At 71.8% G+C, this 19,939-nt stretch carries 16 protein-coding genes; 10 read left to right on the plus strand and 6 right to left on the minus strand.

All coding sequences use genetic code 11. The features are described from left to right. From ACJ73U_RS38600 to ACJ73U_RS38625, 6 genes are all read left to right on the plus strand, one after another. Positions 1-482 (plus strand): ATP-binding cassette domain-containing protein (locus ACJ73U_RS38600; RefSeq protein ID WP_407782725.1); only part of this gene is annotated, 482 nt, incomplete at its 5' end. Between the two features lie 12 nt (positions 483-494). After that, complete coding sequence (locus ACJ73U_RS38605) at positions 495-5,453, plus strand: hypothetical protein (RefSeq protein ID WP_407782726.1); 4,959 nt, start codon at positions 495-497, stop codon at positions 5,451-5,453. 96 nt (positions 5,454-5,549) lie between these two features. Beyond that, positions 5,550-10,514 (plus strand): NAD-glutamate dehydrogenase, encoded by a 4,965-nt coding sequence (locus tag ACJ73U_RS38610; protein ID WP_407782727.1) that lies wholly within the window; start codon positions 5,550-5,552, stop codon positions 10,512-10,514. Further along, entirely contained in the window at positions 10,514-10,939 is a 426-nt protein-coding gene (locus ACJ73U_RS38615) for an acyl-CoA thioesterase (RefSeq protein WP_407782728.1), read from the plus strand. The genes ACJ73U_RS38610 and ACJ73U_RS38615 overlap by 1 nt, the downstream gene beginning before the upstream one ends. After that, positions 10,932-11,567, plus strand: coding sequence for a hypothetical protein (locus ACJ73U_RS38620; RefSeq protein WP_407782729.1), 636 nt, complete (start codon positions 10,932-10,934; stop codon positions 11,565-11,567). Before ACJ73U_RS38615 ends, ACJ73U_RS38620 begins: the two co-directional genes overlap by 8 nt. Positions 11,568-11,582: 15 nt before the next feature. Continuing rightward, complete coding sequence (locus ACJ73U_RS38625) at positions 11,583-11,906, plus strand: hypothetical protein (protein WP_407782730.1); 324 nt, start codon at positions 11,583-11,585, stop codon at positions 11,904-11,906. Here ACJ73U_RS38625 and ACJ73U_RS38630 read toward each other — a convergent pair. The 4 genes from ACJ73U_RS38630 to ACJ73U_RS38645 all read right to left on the minus strand — a co-directional run bounded on the left by ACJ73U_RS38630 (position 11,903) and on the right by ACJ73U_RS38645 (position 15,433). Beyond that, positions 11,903-13,012 carry an alpha-amylase family glycosyl hydrolase gene (locus ACJ73U_RS38630; RefSeq protein ID WP_407782731.1) on the minus strand — a complete coding sequence of 370 codons (1,110 nt, stop codon included), beginning with the start codon at positions 13,010-13,012 and terminating at the stop codon, positions 11,903-11,905. The genes ACJ73U_RS38625 and ACJ73U_RS38630 overlap by 4 nt on opposite strands. A gap of 48 nt (positions 13,013-13,060) precedes the next feature. Next, on the minus strand, positions 13,061-13,459 hold the full coding sequence (locus ACJ73U_RS38635; RefSeq protein WP_407782732.1) for a globin: 399 nt from the start codon (positions 13,457-13,459) through the stop codon (positions 13,061-13,063). 78 nt (positions 13,460-13,537) lie between these two features. Then, a complete protein-coding gene (locus tag ACJ73U_RS38640; protein WP_407782733.1) occupies positions 13,538-14,521 on the minus strand; it encodes a mechanosensitive ion channel family protein in 984 nt (327 codons plus the stop codon). 60 nt (positions 14,522-14,581) lie between these two features. Continuing rightward, positions 14,582-15,433 (minus strand): NAD(P)H-binding protein, encoded by an 852-nt coding sequence (locus tag ACJ73U_RS38645; RefSeq protein WP_407782734.1) that lies wholly within the window; start codon positions 15,431-15,433, stop codon positions 14,582-14,584. 84 nt (positions 15,434-15,517) lie between these two features. Here ACJ73U_RS38645 and ACJ73U_RS38650 point away from each other — a divergent pair, with 84 nt between their 5' ends. Then, positions 15,518-16,189 carry a TetR/AcrR family transcriptional regulator gene (locus ACJ73U_RS38650; RefSeq protein ID WP_407782735.1) on the plus strand — a complete coding sequence of 224 codons (672 nt, stop codon included), beginning with the start codon at positions 15,518-15,520 and terminating at the stop codon, positions 16,187-16,189. A gap of 160 nt (positions 16,190-16,349) precedes the next feature. Continuing rightward, a complete protein-coding gene (locus tag ACJ73U_RS38655) occupies positions 16,350-16,991 on the plus strand; it encodes an HNH endonuclease (protein ID WP_407782736.1) in 642 nt (213 codons plus the stop codon). A gap of 7 nt (positions 16,992-16,998) precedes the next feature. Here ACJ73U_RS38655 and ACJ73U_RS38660 read toward each other — a convergent pair whose 3' ends face one another. After that, positions 16,999-17,274: a hypothetical protein gene (locus ACJ73U_RS38660; protein ID WP_407782737.1), complete on the minus strand. Its 276-nt coding sequence runs from the start codon at positions 17,272-17,274 to the stop codon at positions 16,999-17,001. 291 nt (positions 17,275-17,565) lie between these two features. Here ACJ73U_RS38660 and ACJ73U_RS38665 point away from each other — a divergent pair, with 291 nt between their 5' ends. Together ACJ73U_RS38665 and ACJ73U_RS38670 are read left to right on the plus strand one after the other, a co-directional pair. Further along, entirely contained in the window at positions 17,566-17,808 is a 243-nt protein-coding gene (locus tag ACJ73U_RS38665) for a hypothetical protein (protein ID WP_407782738.1), read from the plus strand. Further along, on the plus strand, positions 17,795-18,295 hold the full coding sequence (locus tag ACJ73U_RS38670) for a DUF5130 family protein (protein ID WP_407782739.1): 501 nt from the start codon (positions 17,795-17,797) through the stop codon (positions 18,293-18,295). The genes ACJ73U_RS38665 and ACJ73U_RS38670 overlap by 14 nt, the downstream gene beginning before the upstream one ends. Positions 18,296-18,412: 117 nt before the next feature. Here the strand turns inward: ACJ73U_RS38670 and ACJ73U_RS38675 are convergent. After that, positions 18,413-19,939 (minus strand): ERAP1-like C-terminal domain-containing protein (locus tag ACJ73U_RS38675; protein WP_407782740.1); only part of this gene is annotated, 1,527 nt, incomplete at its 5' end.

Genomic DNA, 19,939 nt, shown 5'->3' on the forward strand with positions numbered 1-19,939 from the left:
AGCAGAACGTCTGGCAGATCGTCTCCGGAGGCCTTGACCACATCAAGGTGGCCCATTACGAAGTCCCCAGCCGTGCCTACGTCGCGTCCTTCGGCTTCAAGGGCCCCGACCAGCAGAAGAAGGCCGGAGTGCTGTCCGGTGGCGAGCGCAACCGGCTCAACCTGGCGCTCACCCTCAAGCAGGGCGGCAACCTGATCCTGCTGGACGAGCCGACGAACGACCTCGACGTGGAAACCCTCGGCTCGCTGGAGAACGCGCTCGAGCAGTTCCCCGGCTGCGCCGTGGTGATCTCTCACGACAGGTGGTTCCTCGACCGCGTCGCGACGCATATCCTCGCTTGGGAGGGCAACGACCAGAACTCCGCCAAGTGGTTCTGGTTCGAGGGCAACTTCGAGGGCTACGAGAAGAACAAGGTCGAGCGCCTCGGCGAGGAAGCCGCCCGTCCGCATCGGGTCACCTACCGCAAGTTGACCCGGGACTAGGTTGGGAGTGCGGTGGCGGCGGCATGGGGCGATGCGCCAACGGGCGGGCTGAGCGAGTGCGCGGCACTCGTTCGCTCGGCTGAGGCGCTTCGTACGAGTGCTCCTGAGCTGTCCGTCCAGCTCGCCCGTCGCGCACTGCTCATCGGCGCCACCGACATCTCCTCGAGCACGACCAACGCGGGTGAGGCCAGAACCCTGTCCATGCGTGCCCAGGCGGTGCTCGCCGCCGGGCTCGTGCGGATCAGCCAGCACGTCGGCGCGGTGGAACCCGGTTTCGCCGCGCTGGCGCTGGCCGAGTCCGGTGGCGCGCTGGTGCTGGCCGCCGAGCTGCGGCTGGACCTCGCGTCCTGCGCGCAGGAGGTCGGCGAGCCGTTGCTTGGCGGTGCCCTGCTGCGGCCGGTACTGGAGGCGACGCAGGCGCCGCCGTCGGTGCGAGCGGCGGCCCTGGGCTGTCTCGTCGGCTGCCTGGCACACGCGGCCCGCCGCGACGACATCGAGGACGCGCTCGCGGAGGCCGACCGCCTGCTGGCCGCCGACGACGGCATGAGCCCGGACGCCCGCCGCATGGAACGCGCCAGGCTGGCGGTCCGGTCGGCCGCCTACCACCGCTGGTACGGCGACAACGAGGACGCGGTCAGCGCCGCCCGCGACGGTCTCGTCCTGCTGGAGCGGCTCCACCGCGCGCTGCGCCCGGAGAGCGACCGCCTCCGCGCGCGGCTGGTGCTGGAGCTGGTGTGCGCACTGCTGGACGAGGGCGAGCTGTACGAGGCCGCGCAGGCCGCGCGCCCGACGGTCGACGAGCCGGTGCGCGCGACGTCCGCGGAGTCGGTCGGCCAGCTCATGCTCGCGGTGGCGACCCGCGTGCACCTGCCGGCGGGCGACGTGGACCGCGGCCGCGGCCTGGTGGACCAGGCGGCGTGGCTGGCGGAACGCCACCACCTGGACTCGCTGCTGGCCGACGCGCTCACCGAGCTGTCGCGCCTGGACGAGCAGGCCGGCCGCACCAAGGAGGCGCTGGAGGCGATGCGGTCCGCCCGTGCCGCCGAGCAGCGCCGGATGCGCGCGGTGGCACGCGCGGCACGGCACCTGCTGGTGCAGGTGGGTGCGGGCCAGGGTGTCCGGGACGTGACGCGGCAGTCGGTGGCCGCGTTGCTGCGCCAGCTGGCCCACCCGGCGGGCGTGCCGGTGGCGATGGCACCTCCGCCGGTGCCCCAGACGACGTCGACACTGCCCCCGCCGAGGACGTCCTCCGAGCCGCACACCCCGCCCATGGCAGGCGAGGTCTCGGGCTCGGTGGCCGAGCGCACGGGCCTGCTGAACCGGGAGGACCTGGTCAAGCGGCTGCGCTCGGTCCGCAAGGGCGAGCGCCCGGTCGCCCTGACACTGGTCCGCTTCGAGCCGAACAACGACGACCCGGAACAGGACCGCGGTCCCGACACCGGCATCATGGTCGGCCTGGCCGACAAGGTGCGTGACATGGCGCCGGAGAACGCCGAGCTGGCCAGGTCCGACGGCGGCGAGCTGGCGGTGTTCATGCCGCACACCACCCGCGACCAGGCGGAGGAGTTCGCCGCCACGATCCGCGAGACGGCCACGAAGTCGGACTGGCTGGCCGACGGCACGGGCAAGGATCTGAGCATCAGCACGAGCGTGGTGCAGTCCGACCCGCCAACCCCCGACACCGAGTCCCCGATGGACCCGGCCGTCATGCTGACCGCGGCGCGGGACGCCCTGACCTCGGGCAAGCAGCAGCCGGCGCCCCAGGACTTCCTGGTGGAAACGAAGGCAGCCCTGTCCAACCTGCGGCAACAGACATCCACCCCACCCCAACCACCATCCGCCGTGGAACCAACACCCTCAGCCGAGCCACCCCCCAGCGCCCTGACGGACGAGCCCCCTACAAGACCCCTGACCGCGACACGCCCACCGGCCGCAGCACCCCCGCTCACGGCAGGCCGCTCGATCCTGAACTCCCTGAGCATCCCCACTGGCAGCGGCGGCCGCCGCCGAGCTGACGACGAGCCATTCACCGACGAGAGCCCGCATAGCCCAGCCGCCCCACCCGAACCCCCACGCCTGACCCGCGCCGAACGCCGCGCCCAGGAACAGGCCGCCGCGGAACAAACGGCCCAGGGGCAGCCGAGTTCGTACATCCCGTCGTCGGGCTGGCCCGCGGAGCCGGACATCTCCCAGGCTCTCCGCCGCACCCCGCCGGAACCCCGACCTCCCACGGAACCGACGCCGTCCCCAAGCACCACCCACTCGGCAGGCAGCGCCACCCACTCGGCGGACAGCGCCACTCGCTCGGCAGGCAGCGCCACTCGCTCGGCGGACAGCGCCACTCACGCGGCAGGCAGCGCCACTGACCCGGTAGGCAGCGCCACCCGCGTCGCCGGCAGTGGCACCCACTCGGCAGGCAGCGTCGCCCCCCTGATCAGCAACGCACTCTCCACGGTCCTGTCCAACACCGTCGACACGACGATGGGCGCGTCCCCGTCCCCCGGGCCGACGGAAAGCGTCGACTGGCCCGGCAACGTCGTCCCGGGTGGCACCGGCCCGTCCACCGGCGCCGACCTGGTCGAAGGCGCCGGCCGGATCGGCAGCGCCGGCCTGGAGTCCCGCCCTGACCTGATGGCCACCGCCGGCCCAACCGAGGGCCCCGAACCAACGAGCGACGCCGGCACCCCAGCCCCGCTCGGAAGGACCGACGGCTTCCCCCCACCCGGCGAAAGCGCCTCCACCGCCCAACCCGACTCCAGCTGGACCAGCGGCACCGGCTCCATCGACTGGACCGCGTCCGCCGCGGGCACCGACCTCCACCAACCTGGAACCGGCCTCGACGGCAACTCCAGCTACGAGGAAACAAGGGCAGAACTGGCCCGGATGATGTCGGCGCTGAACGCCAAGGCCCTCCATTCCCGCGGCAAGGCCAACACCGACACACCCACCCCCGAACAACACGGCACCCCCCACCCCACCGACCCCACACACCACGACGACTTCCTGGCACAGACGATCCCCACCCCACCCGACCCGGACGAGATGCCGCAGCCACCCGGCCACCCCGACATCCCGGAGATCCCCGACTACCCCGACATCCCGACGGTTCCCGGTCATCCGGACATCCCGGAGCCGCCCCAGCATCCGGGCACTCCCGAGCCATCTGCGCCAACCCAGCCAAAACTGCCGCCTGAGCCGGCGCCGCCGACCGAGCCAGAAGCCCCAAAGCCCTGGCCGGAGCCCTTCACCCGCGCGGACCCACTGACCCACCCGGAACAACTGACCCACCCGGACCCCTTCACTCATCCGGAACCGCGGACCGAACCGGAGCCGCTGACGCATCCGGAGCCGCTCGCTTACCCGGAACCGCTAGGTGAGTGGGGACCGCTGACCTATCCGGCGCCGTTCGCCCAGCCGCAATCGCGGGCTGAGCCGGAAACGCCTGCTCCTCGGGGACCGCGGGCTCAGCCGGAGTCGCACGCTGAGCGGAGCATGCGAACTGAGCCGGAGTTCCCGGCTCCTCTGGAGCCGCTCGCCCATCCGGAACCGCAGACTAGGCGGGAACTGCTGACTCCGCCGGAGTCGCGGCCCTGGCCGGAGGCGTCCACTCGGCCAGAGCCGCTGAGCTATCCCGAGCCGTTCAGCCAGCCGGACCCGCCCTACCGGACCGAGGTTCCGGAGCCGTCTGCACCGGCACAGGCGGCCCCGCCGGCGCAGCCGGAGTCGTCCCGGTGGCCGGACGAGCCGGCTGAGCCGCAGCCGGAACGACTCCCACGGGAACGCTCGTCGCTCATGGCGGCCTTCGACGCCCTCTCGGGCCCAGTCCTCCCGTCGCCGGAGGATGAGCAGGAGAAGTTCCGCACGGAGTTCGAGAGCCCCACCGCGCTGCCGTCCCGAAGGCCGCGGAAGTCGTGGACCGAGCTGCAGTCCGCCGCCGTGATCGAGTCGCCCGCCGACGACCTCTTCGGCTCGCCAGGTGACAGACCCAAGCACCGGGCCAACCTGAGAGACGCCTTCGCCGACTTCGGCGACCCGCCGGCCACCAAGCCCGAGCCACCAGCCGCCACGAAACCCGAGCCGCCAAGCCCCACGCGGAACGAGCCTTCGACCACCGCGTCCAACGAGCCGCCGACCGCCGCGCCGACCGCGCGGAACGAGCCGTCAACCGCCGCGCGGGATGAAGTGCCGACCTCCAGATGGAATGAGGCACCGGCCACGCGAGACGACTCATCGATCGCCGGGTGGAGCGAGTTGCCCGCCGCGTGGAGCGATCCGGCCGCCGGGCGGAGCGAGCACACCGCCGGCCGGAGCGAGTCGGCTGCCGCGCGGAATGAGGCACCGGGCGCGCGAGGCGAGCCTTCGATTACCCCGTGGAGCGAGCAGACCGTCGGGCGGGGCGAGTCGGCTGCCGGGCGAAGTGAGCTAGCCGCCACGCGGAATGAGGCACCGGGCGTGCGAGACGAGCCTTCGATCGCCGCGTGGAGCGAGCAGACCGTCGGGTGGAGCGAGTCGGCCGCCGGGCGGAGTGAGCCAGCGGCCGCGCGGAATGAGGCACCGGGCGTGCGAGACGAGCCTTCGATCACCCCCTGGAGCAAGCAGACCGGCGGGCGGAGTGAGTCGGCCGCCGGGCGAAGTGAGCCGACCGCCGCGCGGAATGAGGTGTCGGCCACACTCGGTGAATGGTCCACTCGGCCGTCCGTCGCCGAGTCAGCACCTTCCGGCGCTTCGGCGCGGCCGACCTACGACGAGCCGATCGGGCCGCTGCCACGCCCCCACGGGCGCCTCCGCCGCGGGGAGCGTTCGGCCACCACCATCGCCAGTCTCCTCACCGAAGCACTCGCGGCCTACCAGTCCTCTACCGACGCGGCGGAGACTGCTGGCAACACCGCCACCACGGACGAACAGGACGAACCGGGACGGCTTTCGGGTGACGCGGCGACGGCCGCGGGGCGGCACCGGTCGCCCGAATGAGGTTCGACAGGCCGTCGTACCGTTGCCCGGTCGCTTAATCTGTGTGCCTGAATTCGGCACACCGCCGTGCCCGAGAAGTCGTGGAGTCGCTCGAAGATGACCTCAACCCGCATCCGCAGCGCTGGGAGCAGAGCCGACAGCAGGGCGGAGGAGAGCCCCGAGCAGCGCCGGGACGAGCTCATCGAACAGGCAGCCTCCGCCGCCCAGGACATCGCCGACCTGATCCGGCTCTACTACCGCTACATCCCGCCCGAGGAGATCACCGACACCGACGCCGTCGACCTCGTCGGGATGGTGCGCTGCCACCGCAAGCTCGCCGAGACCCGGGTGCCGGGGCGGCCGGCGGTCCGAGTGTTCAACCCCGACCCGGAGACGGACGGGTGGCGCACCGCGGGCACGGTCGTCCAGCTCGTCACCGACGACATGCCCTACCTGGTCGAGTCCGTCTCGGCCGCGCTGACGAGGACCGGGCTGCAGGTCCACCGCATCGTGCACCCGATCGTCGTGGTCAGCCGGGACGTGGTCGGGGGCGAGCTGCGCGACATCCGCACCGACGCGGAGGCCGACGACCCGCCGGCGGACGCGCTGGCCGAGTCGTGGATGGCCATCGAGGTCGACCTGATCACCGACGCGGACCGCAAGAAGGAGATCACCAACACCCTCAAGACCGTCCTCAACGACGTCCGCGAGGTCGTCGAGGACACCGACCGCATGGCCGGCACCGCCCGCGCGCTCGCCGACCAGCTGGAGTCGCACCCACCCGTCGACGAGGCCCAGGCCCTCGAGGGCGCCGCGCTGCTCCGCTGGCTCGCCGACGGCCACTTCACCTTCCTCGGCTACCGCCACTACGAGCTGGTCCGCGACGACGACCGCCGCGCGCTCAAGGCCGTCCTGGCCAGCGGGCTGGGCGTGCTCCGCCAGGACAGCATCTCGGCCCGCAACCTCACCGCGGGGCCGGACGCCGACGTCGACGCCGCCACGCCCGACCTGCTGATCCTCACCGAGGCGTCCGCCCCGTCGAACGTCTACCGCTCGACCTTCCCGTACTACGTGGGCATCAAGACCTTCGCCGCGGACGGCACGGTCAGCGGGGAGCACCGGTTCCTGGGCGTGTTCACCATCAACGCCCTGCACGAGGACGTGCTGGACATCCCGGTGGTCGGCCGCCGCGTCCGCGAGGTCATCCACCGGGCCGGCTTCCCGCTGGAGTCCTACACCGGGCAGAAGATGCTCGAGGTCATCCAGAACTGGCCGCGGTCGGAGCTGTTCTCCACCACCACCGACACGCTGTACCAGACGACCACCGGCGTCATCGCGCTCGCCGACCGCCGCCGTCTGCGCCTGTTCCTGCGCCGCGACCCGTACCGCCGCTTCTTCTCCTGCCTCGTGTTCACCCCGCGCGACCGGTACACGACCACCTCGCGCATCGCCATGCAGGACGTCCTCATCGACGAACTCGGCGGCACGCACGTCGAGTTCTCCGTCCGCATCGGCGAGACCGCGTTCGCGCAGGTCTACTTCACTGTCCACACCGACCCGGCGGCGCACCCGGACGTGGACGTCAACCGCATCCAGGAGCGGCTGACCGAGGCCGTGCGCACCTGGGACGACCGGCTGGTCGAGGCCGTGTTCGCCGAGCAGCGCCAGAAGGTCGACGCCGAGCTGCCCCGCTCCCGCGACCAGCTCGTCGCGATCGGCGCCGAGTCGGCCAACGAGCAGGGACAGCGGTTCGCGAGCGTGTTCCCCGAGGCCTACAAGGAGGACTTCGCCGCCGCCGACGCGCTCACCGACCTGCGCCGGCTGGAGGCGCTGCGTGCCGAGGGCGACCTGGAGGTCTCCTTCTACCGCCCGGGTGACGAGCTGCCGGGGGAGCGCCGCTTCAAGCTCTACCTGGCCGGCGACGGCGTCACGCTCTCCCAGATGCTGCCGGTGCTGCAGAACATGGGCGTCCAGGTCGTCGACGAACGCCCGTACGAGCTGCGCCGCGAGGACGGCACCCGCTGGTGGGTCTACGACTTCGGCCTGCGCATCGACCCGGCGCGGGTGGAGGACCGGACCCCGGAGCAGCAGCTGCGCCAGCGCACCCTGTTCCAGGAGGCGTTCCGCGCGATCTGGCGCGGTGACGCCGAGTCCGACCGGTTCAACTCGCTGGTACTGACCGGCGGCCTGAGCTGGCGGCAGGCGGCGCTGCTGCGGGCCTACTCCCGCTACCTGCGGCAGGCCGGCGTCCTGTTCGACCAGGGCGATGTCGAGTCCGCGCTGCTCGACCACATCGAGGTCGCGACCGCCCTGGTGCGGCTGTTCGAGACCCGCTTCGACCTCGCCAAGCCCGACGAGGTGCGGGACCGCGCCGTCGAGAGCCAGATCGCCGAGATCACCACGATGATCGACGAGGTCACGAGCCTCGACGCCGACCGCATCCTGCGCAGTCTCCTGGCGCTCATCCGGGCCACCCTGCGCACCAACTACAACGTCCGCGACGAGCAGGGCCAGCCGAGGCCCTACCTGGCGTTCAAGCTCGACCCGGCCCAGGTGCTCGACCTGCCGGAGCCGCGGCCGAAGTTCGAGATCTTCGTGTACTCGCCGCGGGTCGAGGGCGTGCACCTGCGCTTCGGCCCGGTCGCGCGCGGCGGCCTGCGCTGGTCCGACCGCCGCTCCGACTTCCGCACCGAGGTCCTCGGCCTGGTCAAGGCGCAGGCGGTCAAGAACGCCGTCATCGTGCCGGTCGGCGCCAAGGGCGGCTTCGTCGTCAAGCGCCCGCCCGCGCCGACGGGTGACGCCGGCAGGGACCGCGAGACCTACCTGGCCGAGGGCATCGCCTGCTACCGCATGTTCATCTCGGGCCTGCTGGACCTGACCGACAACCTGCGTGCCGGCGAGGTCGTCCCGGCCCGCGACGTGGTCCGCTACGACGGCGACGACACCTACCTGGTGGTCGCGGCCGACAAGGGCACCGCCACGTTCTCCGACATCGCCAACGAGGTGGCGGCCGGGTACGACTTCTGGCTCGGCGACGCGTTCGCCTCCGGCGGCTCGGTCGGCTACGACCACAAGGCCATGGGCATCACCGCCCGCGGCGCGTGGGAGAGCGTCAAGCGGCACTTCCGCGAGCTGCGCGTCAACACGCAGACCGAGGACTTCACGGTGGTCGGCATCGGCGACATGGCCGGTGACGTGTTCGGCAACGGCATGCTGCTGTCCGAGCAAATCCGGCTGGTCGCGGCGTTCAACCACATGCACGTGTTCATCGACCCGAACCCGGACCCGGCCACCTCCTACGCCGAGCGCCGCCGCCTGTTCGAGCTGCCCCGCTCCAGCTGGGACGACTACGACCGCTCGCTCATCAGCGAGGGCGGCGGCGTCTGGCCGCGGACCCTCAAGTCGATCCCCGTCAGCGAGCAGGCACGGGTCGCGCTCGGCATCGAGGACGGCGTCACCAAGCTGTCCCCGCCGGAGCTGATGAAGGCGATCCTGCTGGCCCCGGTGGACCTGCTGTGGAACGGCGGCATCGGCACGTACGTGAAGGCGGCCGGGGAGACCCACGCCGACGTCGGCGACAAGGCCAACGACGCCCTCCGCGTCGACGGCGGCGAGCTGCGGGTGAAGGTGGTCGGCGAGGGCGGCAACCTGGGCCTCACCCAGCGCGGCCGCATCGAGTTCGCGCGGGCGGGCGGCAAGGTCAACACCGACGCGCTCGACAACTCCGCCGGCGTGGACTGCTCCGACCACGAGGTCAACATCAAGATCCTGCTCGACCACCTGGTCACCACCGGCGTGCTGGCCAAGGAGCAGCGCAACGAGCTGCTGGCCGAGATGACCGACGAGGTCGCGCACCTGGTGCTGGCCGACAACTACGCCCAGAACGCCGTGCTCGGCGTCTCCCGTGCGCACGCCAAGCAGATGCTGACCGTGCTGGCCCGCCTGGTCAGCGACCTGGAGACGCATTCCGGCCTGGACCGCAGGCTGGAGGCGCTGCCCGGCAAGACGCAGTTCCGCGACATGGACAAGCGCGGCGAGGGCCTCACCTCACCGGAGCTGGCCACACTGCTGGCGCACGTGAAGCTGCGGCTCAAGCACGATGTCCTGGCCTCCGAGCTGCCCGACGCCGACGTGTTCACCCGCCGCCTGCCCGAGTACTTCCCGACCCAGCTGCAGGAGCGCTTCGGCGACGCCATCACCCAGCACCCGCTGAGCCGCCAGATCACCACGACCCTGCTGGTCAACGAGGTCGTGGACGGCGGCGGCGTGTCCTACGCGTTCCGGCTGGCCGAGGAGATGAACGCGTCCGCGACCGACGCCGTGCGCGCGTTCACCACCGCGACCACGATCTTCGACCTGAAGTCGCTGTGGCGGCAGGTCCAGGAGCTGGACAACGTGGTGTCGACCGACACGGCCGACCACATGACGCTGGAGTCCCGCCGCCTGCTGGACCGCGCGTCCCGCTGGCTGCTGTCCTACCGGCCCCAGCCGCTCGCGGTCGGCGCGGAGATCAACCGGTTCCAGTCGGTCCTCGCGGAGCTGGTGCCCGAGGTGCCGACCATGCTGCGCGGCACGGAGCGGGAGGCGGTCGCGAAGCACGCGGACGAGCTGATGACCGACGGCGTGCCGGCCGACCTGGCCCGCCGGGTCGCGTCGCTGCTGGACTGCTACTCGCTGCTGGACGTCATCGAGGTGGCCGAGCTGGCCGACCGGGACTCGCTGGACACCGAGCGCAGCCCCAGGGAGACCGCCGAGCTGTACTACGCGCTGTCCGACCACCTCGGCATCGACTCCATGCTGACGTCGATCAGCGGGCTGGAACGCGGCAACCGCTGGCACGCACTGGCCCGGCTCGCGCTGCGGGACGACCTGTACGGCTCGCTGCGCGCGATCACCATCGACGTGCTGCGCCAGAGCGACCCGGGCACCTCGGCCGACGAGAAGATCGAGAACTGGGAGCGGAGCAACGCGCGGCGCATCGAGCGGTCGCGGGAGTCGCTGGAGGAGATCCACCGCGTGGGGCGGCTCGACCTGGCGACACTGTCGGTGGCCACCCGCCAGGTGCGCAGTATGGTTCGCTAGTGGGTGTCTTCATCGCCGATGTCCGGCCGCGCTGGTCGGACATGGACGCGTTCGGTCACGTCAACCACGCCAACACGGTGACGCTGCTGGAGGAGGCCCGCGTCGACCTGCTGTTCAACGAGGCGGCGCGGCAGGGCGCCGGCGGCATGACCCGCGGCGTGGTCGTCGCGCGTCTGGTCGTGGACTACCACGCGCCGCTGGTGGCGAACGGCAGGACGGTGCGGGTGGCGATGACCGTGCGGGAGATGCGGCCCGCGTCGTTCACGCTGGACTACGAGGTCCACAGCGGACCGTCGGCCGAGGACCCGGTGGCCGCGACCGCCGAGACGCTGCTCGTGCCGTACAACACGGAAAGCGGCCGGCCGCGGCGGCTGACCGAGGAGGAGCGGGACTTCTTGGCCGCCTACAGGAGCAACGGTGCCTGAGCTGACCTTCGCCGACCAGTCGGAGCGGGACGACCTCGGCGCGTTCGTGGCCCGCGCGGTCCGCCTCGACGGCCAGACCGTGGTCCGCCTGCGCAACCGCGACGGCGGCCGCGTGGACGCGTGGGTGGCGACCCCGTTCGACGTGCTGGCCACCAGGACCGTGCACGGCGCGGCGGAACCGGGCGACGTGACCGTGTCGGGCAACGAGCTGCTGGCCGCGCTGGCGGTGTCCCGCGCCGACCGGATCGACCCCGGCCGCCCCATGGACATCCAGTGGCGGTCCGCCCTGCCGCCCCAGGCGCACTGGCAGGTCGTGGAGGACCAGCTACCGGCGAAGGTTGTGGCCGACCTGACCGACCGCGGCCTCGCCGTGGCCCGGGAGAACGTGGGCCCGCACGGCACCCCGCCGGCCTCGCTGCTGGACCAGACCGTCCTCACGGTCACCGGCGACGGCCTCGAGGTGAAGATCCCCATGCGCTGCCTGTTCGCCATGTCCGGCATGGGGTTCCTCGGCTCGGGTGACGAAGAGCACGTCCGGATCACGGCGACGGACGCCTGGCTGCGCATCGACGCCAGGTTCGGCGCGGTGGTCCGTCGCAGACACGCCTTGCTGCCCCTGCTCGTCTAGGTGTTCGATGGTCGCGTGAGCGAGGAGGACCCCGCACGGCGGTTCCTGGACCAGACCGTGCCCAGGCACGACGAGTGGGACGGCAGGGAGCCCGAGGACGGTCCCGCGCGGCCGCGGCACATCCAGCACCCCGCGGAGCCCGGCGTGCCGCTGACCGCGACGGAGCGGCGCAAGAACGCGATCCGCAGGGCGGCCTGGGGCCTGGGCGGGACCGCCGCCTTCATCGCCGGGGCCGCTCTCTCGGACGACGACGTGGACACCGACCTGAGCCGCGCCGACCCACCCGACCAGGGCTACGACGACGGCGGTGGTTTCGGCGAGGCCGGCAGCGGTCTCTAGCTCGCGACCAGCCACGCCGCGGTGTTCGGCGGTAGGTGGCGGTCGTTGAGGGAACCGCTCGCCAGGATGATCTCGCCGGCGGGCAGGGACACCGCGGTCTCGCTGCCGTTGAGCACGCAGATGAGGCCGCCGCCCTTGCGCCGGTACGCGAAGCACCCCGCCGGCGCGCCGTACCACTCCAGCTCCGCACCGGTGAACGCCGGGTTCGTCTTCCGCAGCTCCACCGCCTGCCGGTACAGCGACAGCGTCGAGTCGGCGTCCTCCAGCTGCCGCTCCACCGTCAGCTTGGCCCACTCGGGCGGCACCGGCAGCCACGCCGACGCGCCGGAGGAGAAGCCGAACGGCGGCTCGGTGCCCTGCCACGGCAGCGGGACGCGGCTGCCCTCGCGGCCGTCGGCACGGTGCGGGAGCGCCCATTCCGGCAGCGGCACGGTCGGCAGGCCCAGCTCCTCGCCGTTGTACAGGTACACGACCCCGGGCAGCCCCAGCTCGACCAGCGCCATCGCGCGTGCCCGCTGCGTGCCGAGCGGGCCGTCGCCGTAGCGGGTGGCCTCGCGGACCGCGTCGTGGTTGGACAGCGCCCACATCGGGGGCACGCCGGCCATCGCGGCGGCGTCCAGGGCCGCGTCGATGGCCGTGCGCAGCTCGACCGCGTCGTAGCCGGCCGCCAGCAGCCGGGGGTTGAGGCCCAGGTGCAGGTCGTAGGGCCGCGGGTCGTCGGCCGGCCACAGCTCGCCGATCCCCACCGTGCCGGGGTGCTCGTCGAGGACCTGGCGGACCAGCCGGTGGGCGCCCGCGTCGATGACGTGGACGCCGTCCACCTCGCGGTCCAGCCAGAACCGCAGGGTGCGCTCGTCGGCCAGGTCGACCACGATCCGCAGGCCGTCGCGGTGCGCGTCGGCGGCCAGCCGGTCGAAGGGGGTGAGGTCGACGTCCGGGTCGAGCGTCAGCCACAGCGCGTCGACGCCGAGCAGGTCCAGGTAGCCGAGGCGCTCACGCACGCCGTCGAGGTCACCGACGCCGTCACCGTCGCTGTCCGCGAACGAACGCACGTAGACCTGGTAGAAGGTGGCGTCGCGCCACCACTCGTCCTGGGCTCTTCGCACTCTCGCCGTCCTGCCACCACTCGCCGTGGCAGGCAGCGCCACGGGGAACTAGGTCCAGCTGTTCATGAGACTGTTGGCGGCCATCTCGAGGTACCCCCACAGCTGGCGCCGATGGTTGTCGGACAGCCCCGCGTCGTCTACCGCTATTCGCATGCATCGCAGCCACGCGTCGCGTTCGATCGGACCAATCGCGAACGGAGCGTGCCGCATCCGCAACCGCGGGTGACCCCGCCGGTCCGAGTAGGTGTGCGGCCCGCCCCAGTACTGCGTGAGGAACATCCGCAGGCGCTCCTCGGCCGGCCCGAGGTCCTCCTCGGGGTACAGCGGGCGCAGCACCTCGTCCTTCGCGACCTCCTCGTAGAACCGGCCGACGATCCGGTGGAAGACGGCCTCGCCGCCGACCGCCTCGTAGAAGGTCACTTCCTCAGGTGTCGCCACGCCTTCCATCCTGCCATCAGGGCCTGTCCCATGAATCTTTCGCGTGCAGTCCGCCTCCCGACCACACATGAGAACTCGGGAGGCGGACTAATCGCCGTTGGGGAATCCGCGCATGATCGGTCCCTGGATGCTGGCGTCCTCGAACGCGGCCACGATGCGGGCCCGCAACGCGCGCTGCACGGCCCACTGCCGGCCGGGCCGGACCTTGACGGTCAGCCGCAGCATGATGCCCTCGGCGGCCGACACCCGCTCGACGCCCAGCACCTCGGGCGGCTCCAGCACGTCGTTGGACACGGGCTCGACCTCGGTGACCTCGGTCGCGACGCGGTCGATGATGTCGGTGGCCTGCTCGACGTCCGCGCCGTAGCCGATGGGCACGTCCACCACCGCGACCGCGAAGCCCTGGCTGGAGTTGCCCACCCGCAGGATCTCGCCGTTGCGGACGTACCAGACCGTGCCGTTGACGTCCCGCATGGTGGTGATCCGCAGCCCGACGGCCTCGACCGTGCCGGACGCCTCGCCGACGTCGACCACGTCACCGACGCCGTACTGGTCCTCCAGCATCATGAACACGCCGGACAGGAAGTCCTTCACCACGTTCTGCGCGCCGAAACCGATGGCGACGCCCAGGATGCCCGCGGAGGCCAGCACGGGCGCGAGGTCCATGCCCAGCTCGGCGAGGATCATCATGAACGCGGTGCCGAACACGAGCACCGACGTGATCGACTTGAACACCGACCCGATGGTCTTGGCCCGCTGCGCCCGCCGCTCCGACAGCAGCGTCCCCAGCGCCTGCGGTGCCCGTTCCCGCAGCGGACGCAGCAGCGCGGGCACCTTGCTGTCGCCGTTGCTGCGGGTCAGCCGGTCGATCAGCCGCCGCGCGAGGGCCCGGATGACGATCGCGACGAAGAGGATGAACAGGATCGTCAACGGCTTGGCGACGAGCCAGTCGGCGGACTGCGCGAGCCACCGGCTGTGCGTCATGTTGAGGACGGTCCTGCACCAGTTGTCGCCGTCCGGGCAGGCCGGCGCGTCGAGGTCCGACAGATCGAGCGGGTCCAGATCGGTCACGGAGCGACGATAACGGCGGCGGCACCGTCGCCCGCGCTGACCCGGTGTGACGGAAATCGCTCAGAGCACGGCCTTCAGGAAGCTCGCGAGGCCCGCCGCGGGCCGGCCGAGCAGGGTGGCGAGTGCGGGGTCGACCGTCGCGAACTCGCCCCGCCGACTCGCGGCGAACATGCCGAGAAGCAGGTCCGCCCGCCACTCCGGCAGGCCGTTGGCGAGCAGGCCGGCGCGGTAGTCGGCGTCGGCGACGACGACCCGGCGGATCTCCCGCCCGGTGAGCCGTGTGACGATATCCGCGACGCCGGCCAGGTCGACCGCCTCGGGACCGGTGAGCGGCGGGGTGGGTCCGTCGAAGCCGTCCTCGGTGAGCGCGAGTGCCGTCGCCGCCGCGAGGTCGGCGTGGGTGGTCCACGAGACCGGGCCGTCCGCCGGCGCGGCCAGTTCGCCGGTGTGGAGCGCCTGGCCGAGCAGCATCGGGACCGTCGCGGCGTAGAAGCCGTTGCGCAGCGAGGTGAAGGGCACGCCGCTGTCCCGCAGCGCGACCTCGGTGGCCGCGTGGTCGCGCATGGGCAGGAAGAGGGACGACGGGCTCACCCCCAGGTGGCTCGTGTAGTAGATGCGGTCGGCCCCCGCCTTCGCCGCGGCCTCGACGGCCGTCCGGTGCTGCGCGACGCAGGCCTCCCCGGCGGCGTCCGTCGACACGACGAGGACCTTGGCCGCGCCGTCGAAGGCGTGCGCGAGGCTCGCGGCGTCGGTGAAGTCCGCCTGCCGGACGCGCACGCCCCGCTCGGCCAGGTCCTTCGCCCTGGCCGGTTCGCGCACGCTGACGCCGATGCGCTCGGCGGGCACCCGCGCCAGCAACCGCTCCACGACTGCTCGGCCGAGCTGCCCGTTCGCTCCGGTGACGATGATCACGACAATCCCCTTTCCGTCGATAACAGCAGAACCGTATCACTGGAAACAAAGCGGCGCTAACGTGACACTGTTACCATCGGAAACATGGAGGAGCACCGGGAACGCATCGTCGAGGCCGCCGCGCGGCTGCTGGCCGGCGGAGGTCCCGACGCCGTGTCGACCAGGGCGGTCAGCACCGCCGCTGGCGTGCAACCGCCCACCATCTACCGCCTGTTCGGCGACAAGCAGGGCCTGCTGGACGCGGTCGTGGTCCACGGCTTCACCACGTACCTGGCCGACAAGCAGACGGTGGCGAGCGCCGACCCGGTCGAGGAGCTGCGTGCCGGCTGGGACCAGCACGTCGAGCTGGGCCTGGCCAACCCCGCGCTGTACACGCTCATGTACAGCCGTCTCGACAAGGCGTCGCCGGCCGCGCTGGCGGCGTTCGGGGTCCTGGCCGAGCGCGTCCGGCGGATCGCCGAGGCAGGTCGGCTGCGCATCCCCGAGGACCGTGCCATGGCGCTGGTGCACGCGGCCGGGCACGGCACGACCCTCACACTGATCGCCACCCCGGCTGACCGCCGGGACCCGGAGCTGTCCACGACGGCACGAGAGGCGGTCGTCGCGGCCATCACCACCGACGCACCCGCGACGGGAGCACCCGGTCCGGTCGCGGCGGCCGTCACCCTGCGGGCGGTGCTGCCGGAAACGGACGTGCTGACCGAGCCGGAACGCGGTTTGATGTGTGAGTGGCTTGACCGCATCGCCAACTCCTGAACAGCACGCCACGCTGCCGCAACGGTGCTCCCGGTCGACCGGCGAAGGCCCTGTCGGTAACCGATCTACCACAGTGGCCGGACACGTTGCGCAACACGCGTGCGTTCAGCGGGTGATGTGTGATCTGCTATGCGTTGCCAGATCCGGTGGAGGTGGTCGCGTGCCCGACCGACATCCGACTCCGATCGGCGCCGCCAGAGGGCCGGCGTCGCGGACGTCCGTGCGTTCACAAGCCGTTTCGTCGGATGTCGGCGCGCCCGAGCCGGCCGGTGGCGCCCCGCCGCCCTGGGGCAAGCGTCGGGTGTTGCTGCTCAACACCACGTTCGAGCCGCTGACGGCGTTACCGCTGCGGCGCGCGGTCGTGCTCGTGGTGTGCGGAAAGGCGGAGGTCGTGCACGGCGACCCCAGCGGCCTCGAGCTGCACTCCGCCGCGGACAGCGTCCTGGTGCCGTCGGTGATCCGGCTCGCGTCCTACGTCCGCGTGCCCTACCGCGCGCGGGTGCCGCTGACCCGCGCCGGGCTCATGCACCGGGACCGCCACCGCTGCGCGTACTGCGGGGGGCGGGCGGAGACGATCGACCACGTCATCCCGCGCAGCCGCGGCGGGGAGCACACGTGGCAGAACTGCGTGGCCTGCTGTGTGCGGTGCAACCACCGCAAGGCCGACAAGCTGCTGTCCGAGCTGGGTTGGCGCCTGCGCGTGGTGCCGAGGGCACCACGCGGCATGCACTGGCGGCTGCTCGCCGGCACGGTCGACACCGATCCGCAGTGGTTGCCGTACCTCGGCGAGCCCGCCGCCTAGAGAAACGTCAGGAAGCGGTGACGCGCGTGCCCGCCGTCACCCGAGTGCCGCGCGTGACCCGCGTACCCCTCGTGACGCGGGTACCGGCGGTGACCCGGGTGCCGCGAGTGACTCGCGTACCTCGGGTGACCCTCGTGCCGGCGGTGACGCGGGTACCCCTCGTCACCCTCGTGCCGCGGGTGACCCTCGTGCCGGCGGTGACCCTGGTGCCGCGGGTCACCCGGGTGCCAAGCAGGGCGGACTCATCCGAATGGGTGATGACCATCGGGGTGTGGGTCTGCATGACGGGAACTCCTCGGCGATACAGGCACGGAGAGTGCTGGGGAAGGGACCGCAAGGGCCGTACAGGTGAAAGCTATGGCCTGAAACTGTAGTCGACAAGACATGAAGAGTGACGATGCGATGTCGATGCGTGAGAAGCGGCCGTTCGACCCCGCCGTTTCGACCAACAGCATGAGCGGATCGGCCCGCGCACGGCCCAGTCTCGTTACCGGAGCCGCAGTAGCCGTCACGTCGGGTGATCTTGGCGCGGCCGAGTGCGTGACGCTCCGGCGTCCTGGGTAGGGTGACGCGCGTGAGTGTCGTGCAGACCATCCTCGTCTACGCGGTGATCCCGCTGGCCATCTACGGCCTGGTCGCCCTGCTGACCCTGCGGGACAAGTTCGCGCGGGCGCCGCGGTACCGGCCGGGACAGCCGTGGGAGTACCCGGCCGTCTGGTGGACCGCGAACCCGGCTGGGGCCGACGCCTCCGCCGTACCGACCGGCGGCGGCAAGACCCGCGGCACGGCCAAGGGAGGCGCACGTGGCAGCTGGTGAGATCGTCGTCCGCGGTGCCGACAACGTGCTCGACGAGGACGTCGAGCACGGCCACGCCGCGGTCGTGACCAACAGCGGTCGCGTGTCGATCGCCAGGGAGCGCACCCCGGCCAGGCCGGAGCTGCCGTTCAGCCCGGTGCAGCTCGCCCGCCTCGACGAGGCTCTGACGCTCTCCGCCCGGACGACGGGCCTCGGCTTCAGCGTCTACCTCGGCGACCTGGGCGAGGACACGCGCGCGACCGCGGAGGCCCTGCACGCCGAGTCCGGCGACACCGCCTCCTCGGCCGTCCTGATCGCGGTCTCCCCGGGGCAGCGCAAGGTCGAGATCGTGACCGGCGCAGACTCCTCCCGCCGTCTTCCCGACCGCGCCTGCAACCTGGCGGTCATGAGCATGGTCGCCTCCTTCAAGGAGGGCGACCTGACCGGCGGCCTGGTGAGCGGCCTCCGCATGCTGACCGACCAGGCCGGCCCCAAACACAAGCGCTAAGCCCCGCGTGTCCAACAAAACCGCGCGGTGAGTTCAACGAATCGTGACGTCACGATTCGCTGAACTCACCCGATCTTCGCGTTGGACACGCGCGTCCCGAGCGTTGGACTCGCGGGGTTACTGGGCGTCGAAGGCGCGGGCGGCCAGGGCGCGGAGGATGCCGGCGCGGCCCTCCGAGACCAGGCGGCGCAAGGCCGGCGGTTGGGACTCGTCGGCCAGCCACGAGTCCGAGGCCGCCACCGTCTCCTCGGCGACCGCCCACGACGGGTACAGCCCCAGTGCCACCGGCTGGGCCCGCTCACTCGACCGCCGCGCCCACACGTCAGCCACGTCCTCGAAGTACCGGGACACGTACGGCGCCAGCAGCTCCTTCTGCGACGGGTGCGCGAAGCCCGTGATGATGGCCTCGTTGATCGCGTTGGGCAGCTCGTCGTCGTGCACGGCCCGCCGCCACGCCTCCGCCTTCACCTCGGCGGACGGCCGCAGCGCCCGCGTCCGCTCCGCCTGCCGCTGACCGGTCGCCGTCGGGTCGTCCGCCAGCGTCGCCTCGATCTCGTCGAGCGTCGCCGCGTCGTGCGCCACCAGCGCCTGCAGCAGCCGCCACCGCAGGTCCGTGTCCACGACCAGCCCGGGCAGCGGCGACGACCCGTCCAGCCACCCACGCAGCACGGCCAGCTGCTCGCCGCCGAGCACCGAGCCCGTCAGCGCGTTCACGAACGCCAGCTGCTGGTCCGACTCCGTGGCCGGGTCCGCCGCCAGCTCGAACAGCCGCTCGGTGAACATCTGCCAGCCCGCCGGCACCCACGCCGGGTCCGCGTACGAGTTGATCGCCGTCTGCGCCTGCAGCAGCAGCCGCTGCACGACCCCGACCTCGGTCTCCGCCGGCAGCCCGTGGCACACCAGCGTCACGAAGTCCCGCGCCTTCAGCTCGGCCTCGCGGGTCATCTCCCACGCCGCCGACCAGCACAACGTCCGCGGCAGCGGCTCGACGATGTCCCCGATGCGGTCCACCAGCGTCGCCAGCGAGTCCGGGTCGAGGCGCATGGTGCAGTAGCTCAGGTCGTCGTCGTTGACCAGCACGAGCTTGCCCCGCGAGACACCCACGAGCTCCGGTACGTCGGTCTGCTCGCCGGTCACGTCCAGCTCGACCCGGTGCGTCCGGACCAGCTTCCCGTCGGAGTCGTCGTACACGCCGACGGCCACCCGGTGCGTGCGCAGCTCACCGGCGCCCGGCTTCGCCCCGCCCTGCGTGATCGAGAACGACGTGAACCGGCCGTCGTCGCCGACCGAGAACCGCGGCCGCAGGTCGTTCAGCCCGGTCGTCTCCAGCCACTGCGCGCTCCACCACGACAGGTCCCGGCCGGACGCCTCCTCCAGCGCCGACAGCAGGTCGGCCAGCGTCGCGTTGTCCCACGCGTGCTTCGCGAAGTACACCCGCAGCCCGGACAGGAAGTGCTCCTGCCCCACGTACGCCACGAGCTGCTTCAGCACCGAAGCGCCCTTCGCGTAGGTGATGCCGTCGAAGTTGACCTCGACGGCCTCCTGGTCGGGGATGTCCGCCGCGATCGGGTGGGTCGAGGGCAGCTGGTCCTGGCGGTAGGCCCAGGACTTCTCGACGTTCGCGAACGTCGTCCAGGCATTGCG

The sequence above is a fragment of the Actinophytocola sp. genome, from assembly GCF_045807065.1.
Lineage (GTDB): Bacteria > Actinomycetota > Actinomycetes > Mycobacteriales > Pseudonocardiaceae > Actinophytocola.

Bases quoted from the DNA above. Each gene is read 5' to 3' on its own strand.
- ACJ73U_RS38635 (WP_407782732.1), bottom strand. From the start codon at position 13,459: ATGGAAGGCGTGGCGACACCTGAGGAAGTGACCTTCTACGAGGCGGTC.
- ACJ73U_RS38650 (WP_407782735.1), top strand. From the start codon at position 15,518: ATGGAGGAGCACCGGGAACGCATCGTCGAGGCCGCCGCGCGGCTGCTG.
- ACJ73U_RS38610 (WP_407782727.1), top strand. From the start codon at position 5,550: ATGACCTCAACCCGCATCCGCAGCGCTGGGAGCAGAGCCGACAGCAGG.
- ACJ73U_RS38660 (WP_407782737.1), bottom strand. From the start codon at position 17,274: ATGCAGACCCACACCCCGATGGTCATCACCCATTCGGATGAGTCCGCC.